This is a genomic window from Massilia agri (assembly GCF_024753255.1).
In the GTDB taxonomy this organism is placed as follows: domain Bacteria; phylum Pseudomonadota; class Gammaproteobacteria; order Burkholderiales; family Burkholderiaceae_D; genus Telluria; species Telluria agri.
The window spans coordinates 11,453-30,130 of the sequence record NZ_JANUHA010000022.1 but is presented as its reverse complement, the minus strand read 5'-3'; the positions used below and the strand labels follow the sequence as shown (position 1 = coordinate 30,130).

18 protein-coding genes are annotated in these 18,678 nt (G+C 67.8%); 7 read left to right on the top strand and 11 right to left on the bottom strand.

Translation table 11 applies throughout. From position 1 onward, the window contains the following. The first annotated feature begins 111 nt into the window (after positions 1-111). Complete coding sequence (locus tag NX780_RS22170) at positions 112-474, top strand: DUF2784 domain-containing protein (protein WP_258830061.1); 363 nt, start codon at positions 112-114, stop codon at positions 472-474. A gap of 119 nt (positions 475-593) precedes the next feature. On the opposite strand, the gene zwf is transcribed toward NX780_RS22170, so the two are convergent. Beyond that, positions 594-2,060, bottom strand: a complete 1,467-nt coding sequence (gene zwf, locus NX780_RS22165) for a glucose-6-phosphate dehydrogenase (RefSeq protein WP_258830060.1) — start codon at positions 2,058-2,060, stop codon at positions 594-596. A 470-nt stretch (positions 2,061-2,530) separates the two neighbouring features. Between zwf and NX780_RS22160 the strand changes: the two genes are divergently transcribed. Then, entirely contained in the window at positions 2,531-3,634 is a 1,104-nt protein-coding gene (locus NX780_RS22160; protein WP_258830059.1) for an MBL fold metallo-hydrolase, read from the top strand. Positions 3,635-3,646: 12 nt separating this feature from the next. Here NX780_RS22160 and NX780_RS22155 read toward each other — a convergent pair whose 3' ends face one another. From NX780_RS22155 to NX780_RS22120, 8 genes are all read right to left on the bottom strand, one after another. Further along, positions 3,647-4,240, bottom strand: a complete 594-nt coding sequence (locus tag NX780_RS22155; RefSeq protein ID WP_258830058.1) for an SAM-dependent methyltransferase — start codon at positions 4,238-4,240, stop codon at positions 3,647-3,649. A 45-nt stretch (positions 4,241-4,285) separates the two neighbouring features. After that, positions 4,286-5,683: an APC family permease gene (locus tag NX780_RS22150; protein WP_258830057.1), complete on the bottom strand. Its 1,398-nt coding sequence runs from the start codon at positions 5,681-5,683 to the stop codon at positions 4,286-4,288. Between the two features lie 803 nt (positions 5,684-6,486). Beyond that, entirely contained in the window at positions 6,487-6,750 is a 264-nt protein-coding gene (locus NX780_RS22145; RefSeq protein ID WP_258830056.1) for a hypothetical protein, read from the bottom strand. Positions 6,751-6,860: 110 nt separating this feature from the next. Next, complete coding sequence (locus tag NX780_RS22140) at positions 6,861-7,664, bottom strand: SPFH domain-containing protein (protein WP_258830055.1); 804 nt, start codon at positions 7,662-7,664, stop codon at positions 6,861-6,863. A gap of 142 nt (positions 7,665-7,806) precedes the next feature. After that, positions 7,807-8,700: an alpha/beta fold hydrolase gene (locus NX780_RS22135; RefSeq protein WP_258830054.1), complete on the bottom strand. Its 894-nt coding sequence runs from the start codon at positions 8,698-8,700 to the stop codon at positions 7,807-7,809. Between the two features lie 11 nt (positions 8,701-8,711). Then, positions 8,712-9,533, bottom strand: a complete 822-nt coding sequence (locus NX780_RS22130; RefSeq protein WP_258830053.1) for a hypothetical protein — start codon at positions 9,531-9,533, stop codon at positions 8,712-8,714. A gap of 2 nt (positions 9,534-9,535) precedes the next feature. Further along, positions 9,536-10,249, bottom strand: a complete 714-nt coding sequence (locus NX780_RS22125) for a hypothetical protein (RefSeq protein ID WP_258830052.1) — start codon at positions 10,247-10,249, stop codon at positions 9,536-9,538. Continuing rightward, entirely contained in the window at positions 10,249-11,466 is a 1,218-nt protein-coding gene (locus NX780_RS22120; RefSeq protein WP_258830051.1) for an exo-alpha-sialidase, read from the bottom strand. The genes NX780_RS22125 and NX780_RS22120 overlap by 1 nt, the downstream gene beginning before the upstream one ends. A gap of 235 nt (positions 11,467-11,701) precedes the next feature. Here NX780_RS22120 and NX780_RS22115 point away from each other — a divergent pair, with 235 nt between their 5' ends. Both NX780_RS22115 and NX780_RS22110 read left to right on the top strand, forming a co-directional pair. Further along, on the top strand, positions 11,702-12,808 hold the full coding sequence (locus tag NX780_RS22115; protein ID WP_258830050.1) for a sensor histidine kinase: 1,107 nt from the start codon (positions 11,702-11,704) through the stop codon (positions 12,806-12,808). Then, positions 12,805-13,596 carry a LytR/AlgR family response regulator transcription factor gene (locus NX780_RS22110; RefSeq protein WP_258830049.1) on the top strand — a complete coding sequence of 264 codons (792 nt, stop codon included), beginning with the start codon at positions 12,805-12,807 and terminating at the stop codon, positions 13,594-13,596. The genes NX780_RS22115 and NX780_RS22110 overlap by 4 nt, the downstream gene beginning before the upstream one ends. Positions 13,597-13,601: 5 nt before the next feature. On the opposite strand, the gene NX780_RS22105 is transcribed toward NX780_RS22110, so the two are convergent. Together NX780_RS22105 and NX780_RS22100 are read right to left on the bottom strand one after the other, a co-directional pair. Then, positions 13,602-14,174: a hypothetical protein gene (locus NX780_RS22105; RefSeq protein WP_258830048.1), complete on the bottom strand. Its 573-nt coding sequence runs from the start codon at positions 14,172-14,174 to the stop codon at positions 13,602-13,604. A gap of 93 nt (positions 14,175-14,267) precedes the next feature. Beyond that, the gene (locus NX780_RS22100) at positions 14,268-14,831 is read right to left on the bottom strand and encodes a cysteine hydrolase family protein (protein WP_258830047.1); all 564 of its coding nucleotides are present in this window, start codon (positions 14,829-14,831) and stop codon (positions 14,268-14,270) included. Between the two features lie 46 nt (positions 14,832-14,877). Here NX780_RS22100 and NX780_RS22095 point away from each other — a divergent pair, with 46 nt between their 5' ends. The 3 genes from NX780_RS22095 to NX780_RS22085 all read left to right on the top strand — a co-directional run bounded on the left by NX780_RS22095 (position 14,878) and on the right by NX780_RS22085 (position 18,661). Further along, complete coding sequence (locus tag NX780_RS22095; protein ID WP_258830046.1) at positions 14,878-15,381, top strand: DUF4381 domain-containing protein; 504 nt, start codon at positions 14,878-14,880, stop codon at positions 15,379-15,381. A gap of 66 nt (positions 15,382-15,447) precedes the next feature. Next, positions 15,448-16,248 carry a ferritin-like domain-containing protein gene (locus NX780_RS22090; protein WP_258830045.1) on the top strand — a complete coding sequence of 267 codons (801 nt, stop codon included), beginning with the start codon at positions 15,448-15,450 and terminating at the stop codon, positions 16,246-16,248. Between the two features lie 7 nt (positions 16,249-16,255). Beyond that, positions 16,256-18,661 carry a DNA polymerase II gene (locus NX780_RS22085; RefSeq protein ID WP_258830044.1) on the top strand — a complete coding sequence of 802 codons (2,406 nt, stop codon included), beginning with the start codon at positions 16,256-16,258 and terminating at the stop codon, positions 18,659-18,661. Positions 18,662-18,678 lie beyond the last annotated feature (17 nt).

Here is an 18,678-nt window from a genome sequence, read left to right as displayed (position 1 = left end):
CTGTACGCCAGCTGCGCGCGGCTGCCAAACGTGCGAGGATGGATTCGAACCCACATTTGCGCTGCATTCAGGATGCAGCCAAGATCAATTGCTTAAGGGACCTTTTACGCAATGCTCTACCGCCTGCTGGCCGATGTCGTGCTGCTCGCGCACCTGGCCTTCATTCTCTTCGTGGTGTTCGGCGCCTTGCTGGTGCTGCGCCGCCGTTGGCTCATGCCGGTCCACCTGCTGGCGGTGGCCTGGGGCATCGGGATCGAAGTGCTGGGCGCGGTGTGCCCGCTGACCACCGCGGAGAACCGGCTGCGCCTGCTGGCGGGCGATGCGGGCTACAGCGGCGGCTTCGTCGAGCACTATGTGGTGGCGCTGATTTATCCGGGCGCATTGACGCGCGGGCTGCAGCTCGGTCTGGCGGCCGCCGTGCTCTTGATTAATGCAATGTTGTATGGCTGGATGTTGCGGCGCCGTTTCTGGTAGGGTGTTCGGCTCCGCCGAACGCGCGTCCAGCTCACGGATGCGCAGCGGCTACGCATGCCGGAGCTGGACGCGCGGTCGGCATAGCCGACCACCCTACGTAAGCCTGAAAGACCTGGGCCTTACTCGACCCAGGCGAAGCCGTCGCGCGCCAGCAGCGCGAAGGACTCGGCCGGGCCCCAGGAGCCTGCCGCATAGGCATGCGGCTTCTCGCCCAGGGTGCTCCAGCCGTCGATGATCGGGTCGGCCCAGGCCCATGCCGCTTCCAGCTCGTCGCGGCGCATGAAGTGGGTCAGGCGGCCACGCACCACGTCGATGAGCAGGCGCTCGTAGGCTTCCGCGCGGCGCTGCTGGAAGGCCGACTGCAGGTCGAGGTTGAGCGCGACCTGCTGCATCTGCATGCCGCTGCCCGGCTGCTTGGCCATGATCTGCAGCTTGATCGCTTCTTCCGGCTGCAGCTCGATGACGAGGCGGTTGGCGACGCCGCCCGGCTGATCCGGGAACAGCGGGAAGGGCGGGTTGGCGAACTCGATCACGATCTTCGAGGAGCGGCGCGCCATGCGCTTGCCGGTGCGCAGGTAGAAGGGCACCTTGGACCAGCGCCAGGTGTCGATGTGGGCGCGCAGGGCGACGAAGGTCTCGGTCTTGCTGTCCTGGGGGACGTTCTTTTCCTCGAGGTAGCCGGGCACTTCCTGGTTGCCGCTGACCCCATGCACGTACTGGCCGCGCACGGTGTCGCGCGCGATGTCGGCCAGCTTGAGGCGGCGCAGCGAGCGGATCACCTTCAGCTTCTCGTCGCGCACGGCGTCCGGCGACAGCGAGGTCGGCGGTTCCATGGCGACGATGCACAGGAGCTGCAGCAGGTGGTTCTGCACCATGTCGCGCATGGCGCCGGTGCTGTCGTAGAAGCCGGCGCGGCTGCCCACGCCCACTTCCTCGGCCACCGTGATCTGCACGCTCGAGATGTTCGGGGCGCGCCACAGCGGCTCCAGGATCGAGTTCCCGAAGCGCAGCACCATCAGGTTCTGCACGGTCTCCTTGCCCAGGTAGTGGTCGATGCGGTAGATCTGCGATTCGGCGAAGTGCTTGCCGACCGCTTCGTTGATCTCGATGGCGGACCCGAGGTCGTGTCCCAGCGGCTTTTCCAGCACCACGCGCGCCTTGTCGTCGACCAGGCCGGCGGCGGCCAGCTTCGCGCAGATGGTGGTGAACAGGCTCGGCGAGGTCGAGAGGTAGAAGACGCGCTGGGCGCCCGGGTTGGCGGCCTGGGCCAGGGCGCTGAAGTCGGGTGCGGCCTGCACGTCCAGGCGCACGTATTCGAGCAGGGCGAGGAAACCGTCCCAGGTCTTGTCGTTGAAGTTGGCGCTGGTGATATAGGTGCGCGAATGTTCTTCGACGTGGGCGAGGTAGGCCTTGCGGTCGAATTCCTGGCGGCCGGTCGAGATGATGCGGGTGGCGGCCGGCAGGTTGCCGTGCAGGTAAGCCATGTAGAGCGCGGGAAGCAGCTTGCGCATCGCCAGGTCGCCCATCCCGCCGAAGATGATCATGTCGAGGGGAAGACCGGTGTCAGTGTCTGTCGAAGAAGTCATGTCTGTTGGCCAAATTAGTTAATCAAGTGCTTTTCTGCCGGCACGGACCGTGCGCTGCGCCGTGGTCCCGCTTCCCGGGCGGCGGCTTCGCCTGCGCGGGAGGGGCGCGCCGTTCCATACGGTAGCAGAACGGCAGCGGATGCGCACGGAGCGTCCCGGCTTGTGGCCGGTGGGCCCGGATGGGTGTGGCGCGGGCGATCTCAGTGCTGGGCCGCATAGCTTACATGCTGGGCAACAATTAGGAAATGACAATTTATTGATGAGCTTATGCCGATTCGCAGGGTGGCCGGCGCGCAGGCCACGTGCTCATCAGGCTCCAGGAGGAGCCGCACACCCTACGGGCGTGCGGGCTCGCGGGCAAATTACTTTTGCATATAGCGCCCGGGATGCAAATATCCTTTGCACGAAGCTGGCGGGGACGCTGGCGCCGCATCCCTTATACTTCCCGCACCTCAATTGCCCAGCTTGCTATGCGCCTCCCGATCCGTGCCGCCGTCCTGACCTTCGCCTTGCTCGCCGGCGGCTGCTCCCACGTGAATCCGTGCTACGATGCGTCCAGGTCCCACCACCGGCAGCAAGGATTTGCGAACAACTACCCTTCGAACCCGGCCTATGCCCGCCCGCCCCAGGGCTTCTTCGCGGGCTGGGCCGGGCGCATCCGCAACTGGAGCGACGACGGCAGCGCACGCCTGCCGCTGGCGCCGGTTCCGACCGTGAAGCCGGACCTCGCCTTCATCCACGCCAACACGAGCGAGCCCGCGCTGACCTGGATCGGCCATGCGAGCTTCCTCTACCAGGCGGGCAACGGCGTGAACATCCTGTTCGATCCCGTCTTCGAGGAGCGCGCCTCGCCGCTGCCTTTCGCGGGACCCAAGCGGCAGCAGCCGCCGGGCGTGCTGCTTTCGGAACTGCCGCGCATCGACGCGGTCCTGATCAGCCACTCGCATTACGACCACCTGTCGCGCGACTCCCTGCGCGCGCTCTACAGGCAGGCCGGCGGTCCGCCGACCTTCTACGTGCCGCTCGGTATCGACCTGTGGCTGATGGAAAACGTCACGGACGGCAAGCGCGAGCACATCGTGCGGCTCGACTGGTGGGAAAAGGCAAGCTTGCGCGGCCTCGACCTGCACCTGCTGCCGGTCCACCACTGGTCGGCGCGCACGCCTTGGGACCGCAATGCGACCCTGTGGGGCGCCTGGGCCGTGACCCGGCCCGGCTTCAACTTCTTCTTCTCCGGCGACCTCGGCTACTCGAAAGACATCCAGGACATCGCCGCCCGCTTCGAAGGAGGCTTCGACCTGGCCGCGATCGGCATCGGCGCCTACCAGCCCATCTGGTACCGCAACTCCCACGTCAGCCCGGATGAAGCCGTGCGCATCCACCGCGAGCTGCGGGTGCGGCATAGCGTCGGCATGCACTGGGGCACTTTCCCGATGGGCCAGGAACGCATCGACCAGGCGCCGCGCGACCTGGCGCTTGCCCGCCGGGCCCAGGGCGTGGCGGACGACGCCTTCTTCGTGCTGAAGATCGGCGAGACATGGCGCGCCGCCACCCGGACAGGCGCCGCCCCCTGACGCGGGCCGGCGTCAGGCCTTGACCGCGCGCTTGTTGGCCTGCGTGATGGTCCACTGGTAGATCGTGCGGCCCTCGACCTCGTCCTTCTTCTCGGGCGGCCACTCCGGCCCCATGTCGAAGGCGTGGGAGACCACCCGGGTGCCCACCTTGAGCTGCTGCCACAGCCGTGGGCGCAGTTTGACGTTGATGGTCGGCAGCAGGTAGAGGGTCACCACGGTGGCCGGCGAAATGTCGGCCTCGAACAGGTCGCCGACCTTGAAGGTGGTGCGGTCCGTGACGCCGGCCTTTTTCGCGTTCTCCTTCGCCTCGGCGATGCGCACCGGATTCAGGTCGATGCCGGTGCCGCGCGCGGCGTGCACCTTGGCTGCGGTGACGACGATGCGTCCGTCGCCGCAGCCGAGATCGTAGAGCACGTCGTTCTTGCCGACCTTGCCCATCGCCAGCATGCGGTCGACCACTTCCTGGGGCGTCGGGACGTAGGGCACGTCCAGGCGCGAGGGCTCGACCAGTTCCTGGGCCGACAGCAGGCGGGCCGGCAGCACGGACAGCCCGGCAGTGGCGGCGGCGGACAGCAAGAGGGTACGGCGGCGTGGATCGGCTTGCATGCTCGTTCTCCTTGTGAATGGTTCGATGGGGGGATCGGGTGGACTTCAGGCCTCGGCCTCGCGGCGCAGGAACAGCAGCAGCAGCGAGCCGCTCGCGAGCACGGCGACGCCGATCCAGGCGGCGTTCAGCCCTCCGAGCGACTGGCTGGTGACGTAGGACAGGCTGGACCACAGCATCCAGGCGCAGCTGCAGCAAAACAGCAGCGGTAGCAGGGGATACAGGGGGACGCGGAAAGGCCGCGGCAGCTGGGGCTCGCGCCGGCGCAGGACAAACAGCGAGACGCCGCTGAGCAGGAAGAACAGCCAGAACACCGGCGCCGTGAACTCGACCATGGCCTTGAAGCCGCTCCCGAGGGCCGTGCCGACGCCGACCAGAAGCAGCGCCGCTCCGCACTGGACGCCCATCGCCACCGCCGGCGTGCCGCGCTCGCCGTCCCACTGGCCGAGCCGTCCCAGCCGTCCCCAGTCGCACCCCATCGCATAGCCGGTGCGGGCGCCCACGATCATGGTCGCGTTGATCGAAGTCAGGGCCGAAATCGCGACCAGCACCGAGATCACGCGCTCGCCCGAGGCCCCGAAGGCTACCCCCATCACGTCCGCCGCCAGCGCCTCGGAACTGGCCATGCCCTGCATGCCGAGGGTCTGGAGGCAGGCCCAGGTGACCATCAGGTAGAGCACGGTGATGATCAGGATCGACAGGGTCAGCGCCCGCACCATGCTGGACGCGCCGCCGCGCAGCTCGGCGCTGATGTAGGCCGCTTCGTTCCAGCCGCCATAGGTCAGGAGCACGAAGACCATGGCCATGCCGAAGGAGACCGGTGCGACCGCCGCCCCTGGTGGCGGCGCGGCCGCCGGCTCGGTGAAGAAGGCGGCGGCCACCGCCAGCAGCACCAGTCCGCCGATCTCGGCCAGGGTCAGCCACATCTGTGCCCCGGCCCCGGTGCGCAGGCCCCGCAGGTTGAGCAGGGACAGGATCACGATGATGGCCGCCGCGTAGGCGGTCGCGCCCCAGGCGTGAGGCAGCATGGTGAGCGGCGCGGCCTGCTGCATGTAGTCGCCGAACACGAAGGCCAGCAGGGCGATCGAGCCGGTGGTGATCACGGCGAAGCGCGCCCAGCCGAAGAGAAAGGCGGTGCCGCGTCCGTAGGCGCGGTGCAGGAAGTGGTAGTCGCCGCCCGGGTGGGGATAGGCGGTGGTGAGTTCGGCATAACACAGGGCGCCGACCAGGGAAATGACGCCGCCCAATACCCACATGGCGAACATCCAGTCCGCACTGCCGGACAGGCCGGCCACGATGGAGGGCGATTTGAAGATCCCGGCGCCGATGACGACGCCGACGATGAGGGCGATGGCCTGGCGCAGGCCGAGCAGGCGGCGCGGCGCGCTGCCCTCGCTCGAAGACGCAAGACGGTCCACATCGGTACGCGCATTAGGGGGACGCATGGTGCCGATCAAACAGAAGGTGGGAACCTTGCCGGCATGGGGCGTGCCGGCCCGTGAGCATCGCGTGCGGGGCCGGATTTCCGGTGATGGCAGCCCTGCGGCGACCGATTATAGGCAAGCGCCTTCCGGGGTGGCGCGCGGCTGAAACCGTGTGTGGGACGGTTCCGCAGGGCTCGATAGCAGGCGAAAAACGCGGCTGCTCGACGGGCGCGGCAGGCGTGAAGAAATTGCTTGTTTGCTCGTATTGCTCAGCAACTGAACGAGCGGTTCTGGTCGAAGGCGCTTGTTCGGCTCAACATGGTATCTCGCCTCGGCCAGAAGATCGCAAACTGTCACGAAGGACAGCAACCGACCCAAAGGAGGCGAAGCAGATTCGTACTGGGCCGAACGCAAATGGCATGCGTGATTCGTTCTCACCAATCAATCGTACTGAGCGTTGACTCCGCCGTAAACCATCACTCCAATGGCCAGCGCCCAAAGCAGTATGTCTACCAATGTTGCGCGATTGTTCTTGCACTTTCGAGTAGCACACTGCACGGTACTACCAAATAGAACGAACACCAAAGCAACGCCAGAACTGATCATTCCCATAAGGACTAAAGGTCCGAAGGCTTGCTGACCGTCGCCAGGGTATTTTTCGCCCCACCATGCATGAGACAGCGGTAGGGCGCCCGCGAGCGTGAGTGCCAAGCAGAGCCTTACGACCACTTGTGCCGCTGGATGAAGTATTGGGATTCTCATGGTCGAACTATTGTGGAGCTAAGCGATCGTTGTAGACACACTGAATGTCCGCCTCTGGCCGACTACTTCGACAAAAAGCGCGTAAGGTGTGGCAACAATTCTTCATACTTCGCCAGGTAAGCGTCAGAGTCACCATGACGCGATGCGCGTGCTGCCATAAAGAGTTCGTTCCGTACGTCGTCTAGCGATTCTCGTCTTTGCTGGACAGCAGACTTCGCAGCTGCATCAAACGAGCCAAACGCTTCGTAGCCGTTGAACGTCATAGCGAACGCGAAGATGCCCTTTTCATCCCCAAGGTCCGGGAGGTCGCTCGATTCAATCTTCAAGTCTTCTCCTAAAATGTGCGTCTGCTTCTGGGCCGACAGCAGACCGTCAGGACGGCTCAGTGCACAACCTTGTAGCGCTCGTAGCAAGAAGCGGGTTTCGTCAGGCAGGCTTACTTCGCGGTCACATTGACCATGCCCTTGAAGTCGTAAGGGATGACCACCGTCTGCACCTTGCCTTCGGCAATGCCCTCGGCGATCTTCATCTGCGCCTGGGCCTGCATATAGCTGATCGCGCCGGCATTCGCGTTCAGGGCCGCGATGCGCTCGGCTTCCTTCTTCGCGATCTGGACCTCGACTTCCTTGGTCTTCTCTTCGTTCTTGGCGCGCACCAGGTTGTCGGCGCTGGCCTTGACGGCGTCGCTCGGCATCATGCTGCCCACGCGCACCTGCGAGATCACGATGCCGTTGAGCTTTTCGGCATTCAGGGTAGCGGCCATGATTTCCTGGATTTCCTGCTCGATCTGGGCGCGGTTGTCGTTCATGTTCAGCGCCTCGTACTTGCGCGCGGTCTTGTAGACGGCATTGCGCGCGGTCTGGTAGATGTAGGCGTGCATCAGGTAGATGTCGCCGCTGTCGTCGACCGTGTGGAAGGAACGGCTCTTGTTGATGTACAGGTCCGACACCGAGGAGGGCGTGATGTTGTAGATCACGCTGATGTCGAAGTCCTTCATGGTCGAGTTGTCGGCCGCCAGCGGGGTCAGGTTCTGCACGTCCACGGTGACGTCCTTGACCGGGAAGGTGAGGATCTTGCCGATGATGGTCTGGTTGAAGCTGCCGGCGACGCGCTCCTCGGCTTCAATGGTCTTGTCGAAATTCACGCGCAGGCCGACTTCGCCGGTGTCGACGATGGTGCAGCCGGAGGCAAGGGCGCCGAGGGCGATGGCGGCGGCAATGGCGAGGGCGATTTTTTTCATTGTTTTCTCTTCTAGGGGCTCGTTCAGGGCAAGGCACGCCCGGGCAGGCGGCGTGCGTGTTGCACGATAGCATTTTTAGAAGAGAAAAAATCCACCCATTGTCACGCTCGTCAATACGGCTTTGCGCCGTATCGAACGCAGCCTAGCCCAGCAGGAATGGCAGGGCGCGCGCCAGCAGGGCCTCCGGCGCTTCCTCGGCGATGTAGTGACCGCAGCCCAGGGCTTCGCCCTCGACCTGCGCGGCCAGCCTGCGCCACTCGCGCAGTGGATCGAAGCGGCGACCCACCACGCCGTCCGCGCCCCACAGCACCAGCAGGGGCGTGTCGAGCAGGCGTCCCGCATCGCGGTCGATGCGGTCGTGTTCCAGGTCGATGCCCGCCGCGGCCCGGTAATCCTCGCAGATGCCGCGCGCCGTCCCCGGCAGCGCCAGGCAGCGCGTGTATTCGGCGAGAGCGCGCGCATCGAAAGGCGTGAGGCCCGCGCTCCTGCGTCCCATCACGTCGCGCACATAGGCTTGCGGGTCGGCCTCGATCAGGCGTTCCGGCAGCGGCGCCGGCTGGATCAGGAAGAACCAGTGCCAGTAGGCGCGTGCAAACACATCGCTGGTCTGCTCGTACATGGCCAGGGTCGGCGCGATGTCGAGCAGCACGGCCCGTTCAACTGCCTGCGGATGGTCGGCCAGCAGGCGGTGCGCCACCCGGGCGCCGCGGTCGTGCGCCATCACGGCGAACCGTTCGAAGCCCTGCGCGCGCATCACCGCCAGCATGTCGGCCGCCATGGTCCGCTTGCTGTAGTTGGCGTGATCCGGCTCGGCCGCGGGTTTGGACGAATCGCCATAGCCGCGCAGGTCGCAGGCGACCACGGTGAAATGCCTGGCGAGGGTTGGCGCGACCTTGTGCCAGATCGCGTGCGTCTGCGGGTGGCCGTGCAGGAGCAGCAAGGGCGGCCCCTCGCCGCCGACGACGCCGTGGATCCCGACCCCGCCGCCCACGGCGGTGGTGAACGATCTGAAACCGGGGAAGAGCGAGTCGGGCATGGTCAACTGGTTCAGTCGCCCGACACGACGCCCGAGAGGTCGGCGCCGGCGCCGGCGCTGAGCAGCCAGCCCATGAACAGCATGAAGACCAGGAACATGCAGAACAGGGTGGTCATACGGCCCGCCTCCGGCTCACGGTCGAAGATCGGCTTGCGGCCATAGGCCACGCCGACGAAGTAGGCGGCGTAGACGGTGGCCAGGTAGTGCATGGCGCCGAACATCTCGCCCAGCTCGCCCTTGCGCGGATGGTCGATCAGGGCGTGCGACAGGGCGACCAGCACCAGGTAGGGGACCGAGGCCCACAGCGGCGGCAGGTAGAGGCCGAGCGACTCGACCCAGCGCCGGACGCCCGGCTTGGCGCGCGCCACCAGCGGCAGGATCAGGTTGTGGGTGATGCCGGCGATGAAGATGAGCTTGAGCAGCACGTTCTTGTGCAGGCTGCCCGAACCGACCGCCAGGTTGTGCAGGTTGGTCTCGCCCTGGCGGTTATTCTGCAGGAAGAATTCGGAAGACTGCACCTGCAGGATGCGCTGGAACCAGCTGATCTCTTCCAGGGCGGCCAGTGCGCAAAGGGCGCTCAGGCCGCCGAGGGCCAGCAGTTCGAGGATCGAGGCGCCGCCCGCCTTGATGCGCTGGACGAAGGTATAGCCGAGCAGGCCGGCGATCGCGCTGAAGCAGAGGAACTGGGACCACTCGACGATGCCGTCCTCGACCAGCAGGCGCGAGAGCTCCCTGGGGTCGCCCGACCAGAACACGGCCAGGGCCAGCACGAACACATTGATGGCGATCCCGGTGGCGATGGCGGGATGCATGAAGGACTTCTTGTTACTCAAAACTACTCCTTAATGGGTGAAAACGGTTCCGCACCAAGCGCCTGCAGGGCCGGCTCGGGCGCCACGACGGGTGCTTCCGCTTGCGGAAGGCTGCGACGGGCGCGGCGCAGGCGGCGCAGCGCGGCGAGCAGCAGGGTGCCGAGCGCCCAGGCCCACAACAACGGGTCAAGCACTGCATCCCACAGGTTACCGGAAGGCAGGCGCGCCAGCGAAAACAGGGCGCAGGCGCCGAGCAGGGCCGCGCTCTGCTCGCGCGCACGGCCGCGGATGATGGCGAAGGCGCAGGCGGCGGCCAGCAGCACCGCCACCAGCGGCGCGGCGTTCGGTCCGAAGCCGGCATAGTAATAGCCGCGCGAGAGCAGGCCGAAGGCGTCGAGATAGAGCACGGCGCCCACCAGGGCGATGAGCGCGGCGGCGCGCACCGGCAGCAGCGGAGCGCGGTCCGCCGAGCCGCCCTGCCAGCGGCGCAGCAGCGCGACGACGGCCAGGCCGAGCAGCACGCCGCTCGGGTACTGGAAGGCCAGCCCCAGGTGCCAGGCGCCGGATGCCTCGCCCGGCAGCGCCACCAGCACGCTGCTCGCCGCCACGATGGCGAGCAACAGGCGGCGCGGCAGGCGCCAGGCGAGCGGCCAGCTGCCCGCGACGATGGCCGCCAGCACCAGCGCCCAGGCCAGGCGGCCGTACAGGAATTGCCAGGACAGTTCGGGCAGGATCATCAGATGCGCTCTCCAATCGTGATTCGGTACCGGTGATGTGCGATCGCCTGGCGCTGGAAGGTATAGGTGAGGTGCAGCTCGCTGCCGACCAGTTGCATGGTCGGATAGGAGAACTCGTCGCCCGCCGGGCCGCTGGCCACGTCGGCGACGGTGCGCCAGGTGTGGCCGTCCTTCGAGACCGACAGGCGCAGGGTGCTGCGCGAGGAACCGCCTTCGACGGCGTCGTTGTGCAGCATCAGGAAGTCGCCGTTGGCCAGGCGCAGCGCGGCCACCGAAGTGCTTTCGTTGTGCAGGCTCAGGGGCGGCAGGTCTTCCCAGCTGGCGCCGCCGTCGCGGCTCAGTGCATGCTGCACGCGGCGCTCGTCGCTGGCGTCGCGCATCCAGGCCCGCACCTCGGTGGGCGAGACCGGCACGATGGCCGGCTGCAGGGTGGTGGTGCGCCCGCCGATGCGGCCGACCCAGGTCGGATCGCCTTCGGCGTCGAAGGACATCAGCATCGGGTACTTGATGCCCAGTTCGAAGTAGAGCGGCAGCCACCAGCCGCCGTCGGTCAGGCCGACCGCCGACGTACGCACCAGGGTGCTGGTATTGAACAGGGGGGAAGCCGGCAGCACGCGGCGCACCGCGAAATCGATGCCCCCGTTGGCGGGGGGCGCCGGCATGGCGCCGCGGCCCGGCTTTTCGGGTACGTGATCGTCGCTCGAGACCATGTGCACCACGCGCGAGGCGGCCCAGCCGCCCAGGCCGGTAGCCACGACGAAGAGGTGGATGCGGCCGTCGCGCGCGGTCCAGGCGACCGGATTGCCGATGCGGCGCACGCCGAAGCCGAGGGCCTTGCCGAGGGACTCGCGGCTGGCAACCATCCAGGGCTCGCTCCACTTGCCATTGCTCCAGCGCGAAGCGTAGACCTTGACGTCGGGGCCGCTTTCGCGGCTGCCGGCCCACCAGAAGGCGACCATGCGGTCGCCCGGCAGGGCGGCCAGGGCGCTGGCATGGGCGGACGGGGTGTTCTTGGGCATCGGGACCAGCGAACGCGACAGTTCCGACAGGGTCAGTTCGCCCGGCACGAGGGCCTCGACCGAGGACGGGGCGGCGGCGGCGCGCGCGGTGCGGGTCCAGCGCCCGCCTTCGACAAGGGCAAGCGCCAGCACGATGGCCGCGCAGGCGAAGACGGTGCGGCGGCTGGCTGGGCCGTGCGCGGGCAGGGTACGCTGCATAAGCATCCTTGGCGGGACCCGGCGCTAGCCCGGTCCGTCTTGAGCAAAGCCATTATCCTACAGGAAAGGTCATCAATTGGACACATTGAATATGCATCTGCTTCCAACTTTGCGACAGTTGGCGGCGCAAGAAACGCGCTTGACGGCGCCGCCGGGGGACTTCGTCGCAGCCGCCTTGCCCGCAGCGAAGGGGCGCGGCAGAATGCCGGCTGTTGACACAAACGCCACGCCCCACATGCTGCCTGCCGACCATCCACCCTCGACCCCCGCCGCTCCGATCGCCAGGCGGGTCCTGCGCGACCTCGGTCCGGCGGCAACGGTCAGCGCGCTCGCCGCCCTCGTCATCGTGCTGACGGTCGGCCTGCCGGAAACCCTCTATGAACAGTTGGTGTATTCGCTGTGCATCGGCGTGAGCGGCTTTGCCGTCGTCGATGCGGTGCGGCTGCGCTGGCATGCGTCCTCCGCCAGGTTTGAGCAGCGCCTGCGCTGGCCGGCCCTGGTCGGCGTGATGCTGGCGGTGGCGCCGATTGCGCACTTCTGCGGCATCCACGCCGGCGCCGTCGTGCTGGGCCACCGCCCGCCGCCCCTGGCCGACTACCTGACGACCGGGCGGGTCAGCATGATCGTGTTCACCTTCATGGGCCTGGTGGTCATGACCCTGCTGGTGGAGCACCGCGAGCGCCTGGCGCGCATCGCCCGCGCGCACAACGAGGCGCGGCTGCGCGCCGAGACCATCGAGCGCCAGGCGCTGCAGGCCAGGCTGCGGCTGCTGCAGGCCCAGATCGAGCCGCACATGCTGTTCAATACCCTGGCCAACCTGCAGGGCCTGATCGCGCTCGACCCGGCCCGCGCCGACACCATGCTGGACCAGCTGATCCAGTACCTGCGCGCCACCCTGGGCGCCACCCGCGCCGACACCACGACGCTGGGCGAGGAATTCGCCGCCATGGAAGCCTATCTCGGCCTGATGCAGGTGCGCATGGGCGAGCGCCTTGCCTACCGCCTCGCGCTGCCGCCGGAACTGCGCGGCGCCCGCCTGCCGCCCATGTTGCTGCAGCCGCTGGTGGAGAATGCCATCGTGCACGGGCTGGAACCGGCCATCGACGGCGGCGAAGTGGTCCTCAGCGCAGAAGCGCGCGACGGCCTGCTCGACATCCGGGTGTGCGACACCGGCATCGGCCCGGCAGCCGCCGCCAGGAACCGCAAGGGCGGCGGGGTCGGCATGGACACGACCCGCGAGCGCCTGCGCGTCCTCTACGGCGAGCGCGCCTCGCTCATCCTCACGCCAGGTGCGCCGAACGGCACGCTGGTCCAACTCACCCTTCCCATGGAGACCGCATGAATATCCGCGCCCTGATTGCAGAAGACGAACCGATCCTCGCGGCGACCCTCGCGCGGATACTGGGCCGGCTGTGGCCCGGACTCGAGATCGTCGGGACGGCCGTCAACGGCGTCGCCGCGGTGGAGCAGGCCCTCAGCCTGCGCCCCGACGTCCTGTTCCTGGACATCCGCATGCCGGGCCAGACCGGGATCGAGGCGGCCGAGGAGCTGGCCGAGCGCTGGGAAGGTCCGTCACCGTTCCCGCACGTGGTCTTCGTCACCGCCTACGACGACTACGCCGTGCAGGCTTTCGAGCGGGCCGCGGCCGACTACGTGCTCAAGCCGGTGAACGAGACGCGCCTCGCGCGTACCGTGGAGCGCCTCCAGGGATTGCTGGGCGGGCGGCAGCAGGACGCCGATCCGCTGGCGCGCCTGGTCGACCGCCTGCAGGCCCTGCTGCCGGGGGACGCGGCGCCCGCGGGCCAGCGCCTGGACTTCGTGCGCGCCGCCGTGGGCAATGTGGTGCGCATGATCCCGGTGCAGGACGTCGTCTATTTCCAGGCCGCCGACAAGTACGTCAGCGTGGCGACCGCCGACAGCGAGGTCCTGATCCGCGTGCCGCTGCGCGAACTGCTGCCCCAGCTCGACCCGGCGCGCTTCCGGCAGATCAACCGCAGCACGGTGGTCAATCTGGCTTGCGTTGGCAGCGCGGCGCGCGACCATCTGGGCAAGCTGCAGCTCAACCTGCGCAACCGCCCGGAAAAGCCGCGCGTCAGTCCCGTCTACGCGCACCTGTTCCGGCAGATGTAAGGAGGTCAGGGCAGGCCGGCGCCGCGCACCCGGCCCCGGCGCGCCAGGCGCGCGACCGTGCCGGCAAGCAGACGGGCCAGCCAGGCGAACAGGGCGATCACGCCGCCCGCCAGCACCGGCAGCATGGCGCCGAAGGTGAAGGTCATGCCGAGCGCGAAGCCGAGCAGGTACTCGGCGCGGTAGCCGTGCACCAGGGGCGCGATCACGAAGGCGCCGATAAAGAAGACATTGGCCGCCGGATGCCCGTAGGTGAAGGCGAGGGCCAGCGCGCCGCCCCAGGCCAGCGCCAGCATGAAGCGCAGCCGGACGAGGGTAGCGAAACGCTCGCGGCTGCCGGCCTGCACCAGGGTGGCGGCGCGCCGGTCGATGCGCTTGGTCCCGATCCAGACCAGCAGCGGCACCACCAGCAGGCCCCACCAGTTGGAGATGGCCGGCAGGCCGGGATCGTTCAGCAGGTGATGGGCGGCCACGCCGCCGTGGCTGTATTCCCAGCCGAGGTGAAGCGCCTCCGCGACGAGGGCGCAGAAGGTGAGGGTCAGGCGCGACCGCAGCGGAGCATGGCGAGCGGGGTGGTGCATGGCGTCTATCCTTTGCGGTTGGCCAGGCGAAGAAGGGGAAGTCGATCGTAGCGCACCTGCCCACCCGGCCACAATGCGCGGCGGGTAAATGCGCTAGTCCGTTTGCGGGATCGCCGCCAGCACCTGCGCCGTGCTTGCGATCGTCGCGTATTCGCCGGCCATGTTCGACAGCGACATCGCGTGCACCTCGTCGGCGCTGCGCGCCACACCGGCGTGGTCGCTGCGCGCGAAGGTGAAGGTCGCATCGTCGACCACCGTGACCGCGAAGCCGAGGTTGCCCGCGCTGCGCACGCTGCATTCGACCGAGATATTGGTGCTGACCCCGACGACGACGACGCGATCGATGCCGCGCACGCGCAGCCAGCGCTCCAGCGTCGAGTTCACGAAGGCGTCCGGCACGTTCTTCTCGACCACGTGCTCGCCGGCGCGCGGCGCGAATGCGGGCTGGAACAGCGCGCCCGGCTGGCCCGGCGCGAAGCCGGACGTTGGCGAGCGCGAGATGTGGCGCACATGGACGATGGGAGCGCCGCGCCTGCGCCAGGCATCGAGCAGCATCGCGATGTTGGCTTCGGCGGCAGGATTGTTGCGGTCGCCCGCGTCAGGGCTGGCCATGCATTGCTGAAGGTCGATGAGGATCAGGGCAGGGAAGTCGGGCATCACGGCGTGTCCATGGCGGAACGGAAGTTCATGGTAGATCACGGACATGACGATTGGCAATGCGCGCTGGCTGGAATACCATGCGCCGTCGCCAACCGTTTCCCGCACTTCCATGATCTTGCTCTACGCCGGCCTGTTCTTCGTCTTCCTGGCCCATTCGACCCTGCTTCACTACCTGGCCGAAGAGGCGAAAGGGCGCCCGATCCCCGTCCGCGCCATCCGCTACCCCTGGCCCACGAAGGGCCGCGTCGCTTGCATGTTCGCACTGGTCGTCGGTCTTGTGCTGGCCGTGCTCGGAACCCTGATGCTCCTGTCAGGCCGGACCTGGCCTCAAACGCCCGGCAGCTGGATCGTTTGCCTGGTGCTGGGCTTGCTTCCATGGCTCGCGTATGCGGTATTCGTGCGGCGCCGGCTGACCCGCGCGGCACCAGGATACGAGGGCGTCCGGATGTTCCTTCCGCGTCCACTGCATCCGAAGCGCTATCGCCAGATAGTGGTGCTCGCCGTGTTGGCCCACGTGGCCGGGTTTCTGTCGAACTGTGCCGGCTAGCCGGGCGCGGCCTGCCCGGCTAGCCCGCGCTTTGGTACACTAGGGACTTTGCTTCTTACCTTCATCATGGCGCACCCGCTTGAACTTCGCGCATGCGCATTGCAGGCCCTGCTGGAAACCGATCCCGCCCGCAAGACGGCCGCGGTCGCCGCGCTGGCCGACGCAGGCCACAAGGGAAACTGGACGGTCGACACCCTGGCAGTCCTGCAGGCGCCCGGGGGCATCCCGGGCCGGCCGGCCAGACCCGAGCTGGTGCCGCCGCGCCTGGTCGGCCGCCGCTCCATGGCCACCGTGGAGGGGCGCGCCATGCTGGTGCACGCCCTGGCCCACATCGAGTTCAATGCCGTCAACCTGGCGCTCGACGCGCTGTGGCGCTTTCCCGGCATGCCGCCCCGCTACTATGTGGACTGGCTGCGCGTGGCGAGCGAGGAAGCGCTGCATTTCAATATGCTGTGCGCCCACCTGGAGACGCTCGGCTGCCGCTACGGCGATTTCCCCGGCCACGACAGCCTGTGGGAGATGGTCGAGAAAACCCGCGGCGACGTGCTGGCGCGCATGGCCCTGGTGCCGCGCACGCTGGAGGCGCGCGGGCTGGACGCGATTCCGCCGCTGCGCGCCAAGCTGGCCCAGGCGGGCGACCAGGCCGCCGCCGCCATCCTCGACGTGTTGCTGCGCGACGAGGTGGGCCATGTGGAGATCGGCAACCGCTGGTATGTGCAGCTGTGCGAGGAACGCGGCCTGGAGCCGATTTCCACCTACGCCGCGCTGACGGTCGAGTACAAGGCCCCGGTGCTGAAAGGCCCCTTTAACCTCGACGCGCGGCGCGAGGCGGGCTTCAGCGAGGCCGAGCTGGCGCGCTTCGCCTGAGCCAAGCATGAGCGACACGGCGGAAGACACGAGGGAAGCGCGCGGCTTCCTGCTCACGCGCCACTGGCGCGATACGGACGCGGGCTGCGAGGTCGAGTACTGGCTCGCCACCGACGATGGCCCGCGCTGCCTGCGCCTGCCGCCGCAGCCGGCGCTCGCCTTCATCCCGCTCGAACAGCGCGAGCCGGCCGAGCAGCTGCTGCGCCAGGACGCCAAGGCGCGCGGGGGCTGGGAGCTGCGCGAACTGAACCTGTGCGACTTCCGCCATCGCCCCGTCGTCGGCCTCTACTGCCGCCACTACCGCCAGCTGCTGCGCTTCGAGAAGCGCCTGCGCGAGGCCGGCATCGACGTCTACGAGGCCGACGTGAAGCCCACCGAGCGCTACCTGATGGAGCGCTTCGTGACGGCGCCGGTGCTGTTCCAGGGCCGGCCGGACGCAGGCAGTCCGGCCCTCCTGCACGCGGCCCAGCTGCGACCGGACGGCGACTACCGACCGGCATTGCGCCTGGTCTCGCTCGACATCGAGACCAACCAGCACGGCGAGCTGTATTGCATCGGCCTGGAGGGCTGCGGCCAGCGCCAGGTCTATATGCTGGGCGCGCCCAACGGGGACAAGCCGCCGGCAGGGGCCGACGACTTCGCGCTCGACTACTGCGCCAGCCGGGGCGACCTGCTCGACCGCCTGGAAGAGTGGATCGCGCGCCACGACCCGGACGCCATCATCGGCTGGAACGTGGTGCAGTTCGACCTGCGCATGCTGGTGCAGGCGGCCGAGCGCCACGGCCGGCCGCTACGCCTGGGCCGCGACGGCAGCGCCATCGAAACGCGCACCCACGGCCGTTCCGAGCACTTTTTTGTGAACATCGCCGGCCGCCTGGTGATCGACGGGATCGAGTCGCTGCGTTCGGCGACCTGGAGTTTTCCTTCCTTCAGCCTGGAGTCGGTGGCGCAAACCCTGCTCGGCGAGGGCAAGGCGATCGACAATCCCTACAGCCGGATGGACGAGATCAACCGCATGTTCGCCCAGGACAAGCCGGCCCTGGCCTGGTACAACCTGAAGGACTGCGAACTCGTCACCCGCATCTTCGAGAAGACAGGACTCATCCGCTTCCTGCTCGAACGCGCCAGCGTCACCGGGCTCGCGGTCGACCGCAGCGGCGGTTCGGTGGCGGCCTTCGAGCACCGCTACCTGCCGCTGATGCACCGCCAGGGTTTTGTCGCGCCCAACATAGGCGACGTGCCGGCGGCCGACAGCCCGGGCGGCTTCGTGATGGATTCGCGCTCCGGCCTGTATGACTCGGTGGTGGTGCTCGACTACAAGAGCCTGTACCCGTCGATCATCCGCACCTTCCTGATCGATCCCGTGGGCCTGGTCGTGGGGCTCGAAGAGCCGGAAGAAGACACGGTGCCGGGCTTTCGCGGCGGGCGCTTCTCGCGCACCCGCCACTGCCTGCCCGGGATCGTGCGCGCGGTGTGGGAGGGGCGCGAGGCGGCCAAGCGCGAGAAGAACGCGCCGCTCTCCCAGGCCCTGAAGATCATCATGAACGCCTTCTACGGCGTGCTGGGCACCACCGCCTGCCGCTTCTTCGACCCGCGCCTGGCCTCGTCGATCACCATGCGCGGCCACGAGATCATGCACCGCACCCGTGCGCTGATCGAGGAGCAGGGCTACCAGGTGATCTATGGCGACACCGATTCGACCTTCGTGTGGCTGGGGCGCCTGCATTCGGAAGACGAGGCCGAAGCGATCGGGCGCGGCCTGGTCGAGGGGGTCAATGCGTGGTGGCGCACCCACCTGGCCGAGGAATACGGGATCGAGAGCGCGCTGGAGCTGGAATTCGACACCCACTACCGGCGCTTCCTGATGCCGACCGTGCGCGGCTCGGACGAAGGCAGCAAGAAGCGCTACGCCGGGCTGGTGCTGCTGCCGGACGGCAGCGAGGACGTGGTCTACAAGGGCCTGGAGACGGTGCGCACCGACTGGTCGCCACTGGCGCAGCGCTTCCAGCAGGAGCTCTACCGGCGCATCTTCAAGGGGGAGGCGTATGAACGCTGGGTGGCGGACTACGTCGCGGCCACCTTGCGGGGCGAACTGGACGAACTGCTGGTCTACCGCAAGCGCCTGCGCCGGCCGCTCGACGACTACGAACGCAATGTGCCGCCGCACGTGCGCGCGGCGCGCATGGCCGACGCCTACCACGTGGGCCAGGGACGCCAGCCGCAGTACCGCAACGGCGGCTGGATCCGCTATGTGATGACCACGGCCGGTCCCGAACCGCTGGAACTGCGCCGCGCGCCGATCGACTACGAACACTACCTCACCAAACAGCTCGAGCCGATCGCCGACGCCATCCTGCCCTTCCTCGGCGACAGCTTCGCGCGGCTCACCAGCCCGCAGCGCGCCCTGTTCTGAGCGCTGCGGGCAGGAGC

Bases quoted from the DNA above. Each gene is read 5' to 3' on its own strand.
- NX780_RS22150 (WP_258830057.1), bottom strand. From the start codon at position 5,683: ATGCGTCCCCCTAATGCGCGTACCGATGTGGACCGTCTTGCGTCTTCG.
- zwf (WP_258830060.1), bottom strand. From the start codon at position 2,060: ATGACTTCTTCGACAGACACTGACACCGGTCTTCCCCTCGACATGATC.
- NX780_RS22125 (WP_258830052.1), bottom strand. From the start codon at position 10,249: ATGATCCTGCCCGAACTGTCCTGGCAATTCCTGTACGGCCGCCTGGCC.
- NX780_RS22155 (WP_258830058.1), bottom strand. From the start codon at position 4,240: ATGCAAGCCGATCCACGCCGCCGTACCCTCTTGCTGTCCGCCGCCGCC.
- NX780_RS22110 (WP_258830049.1), top strand. From the start codon at position 12,805: ATGAATATCCGCGCCCTGATTGCAGAAGACGAACCGATCCTCGCGGCG.
- NX780_RS22170 (WP_258830061.1), top strand. From the start codon at position 112: ATGCTCTACCGCCTGCTGGCCGATGTCGTGCTGCTCGCGCACCTGGCC.
- NX780_RS22160 (WP_258830059.1), top strand. From the start codon at position 2,531: ATGCGCCTCCCGATCCGTGCCGCCGTCCTGACCTTCGCCTTGCTCGCC.
- NX780_RS22105 (WP_258830048.1), bottom strand. From the start codon at position 14,174: ATGCACCACCCCGCTCGCCATGCTCCGCTGCGGTCGCGCCTGACCCTC.
- NX780_RS22090 (WP_258830045.1), top strand. From the start codon at position 15,448: ATGGCGCACCCGCTTGAACTTCGCGCATGCGCATTGCAGGCCCTGCTG.
- NX780_RS22135 (WP_258830054.1), bottom strand. From the start codon at position 8,700: ATGCCCGACTCGCTCTTCCCCGGTTTCAGATCGTTCACCACCGCCGTG.
- NX780_RS22120 (WP_258830051.1), bottom strand. From the start codon at position 11,466: ATGCAGCGTACCCTGCCCGCGCACGGCCCAGCCAGCCGCCGCACCGTC.
- NX780_RS22095 (WP_258830046.1), top strand. From the start codon at position 14,878: ATGACGATTGGCAATGCGCGCTGGCTGGAATACCATGCGCCGTCGCCA.
- NX780_RS22085 (WP_258830044.1), top strand. From the start codon at position 16,256: ATGAGCGACACGGCGGAAGACACGAGGGAAGCGCGCGGCTTCCTGCTC.
- NX780_RS22115 (WP_258830050.1), top strand. From the start codon at position 11,702: ATGCTGCCTGCCGACCATCCACCCTCGACCCCCGCCGCTCCGATCGCC.
- NX780_RS22140 (WP_258830055.1), bottom strand. From the start codon at position 7,664: ATGAAAAAAATCGCCCTCGCCATTGCCGCCGCCATCGCCCTCGGCGCC.
- NX780_RS22100 (WP_258830047.1), bottom strand. From the start codon at position 14,831: ATGCCCGACTTCCCTGCCCTGATCCTCATCGACCTTCAGCAATGCATG.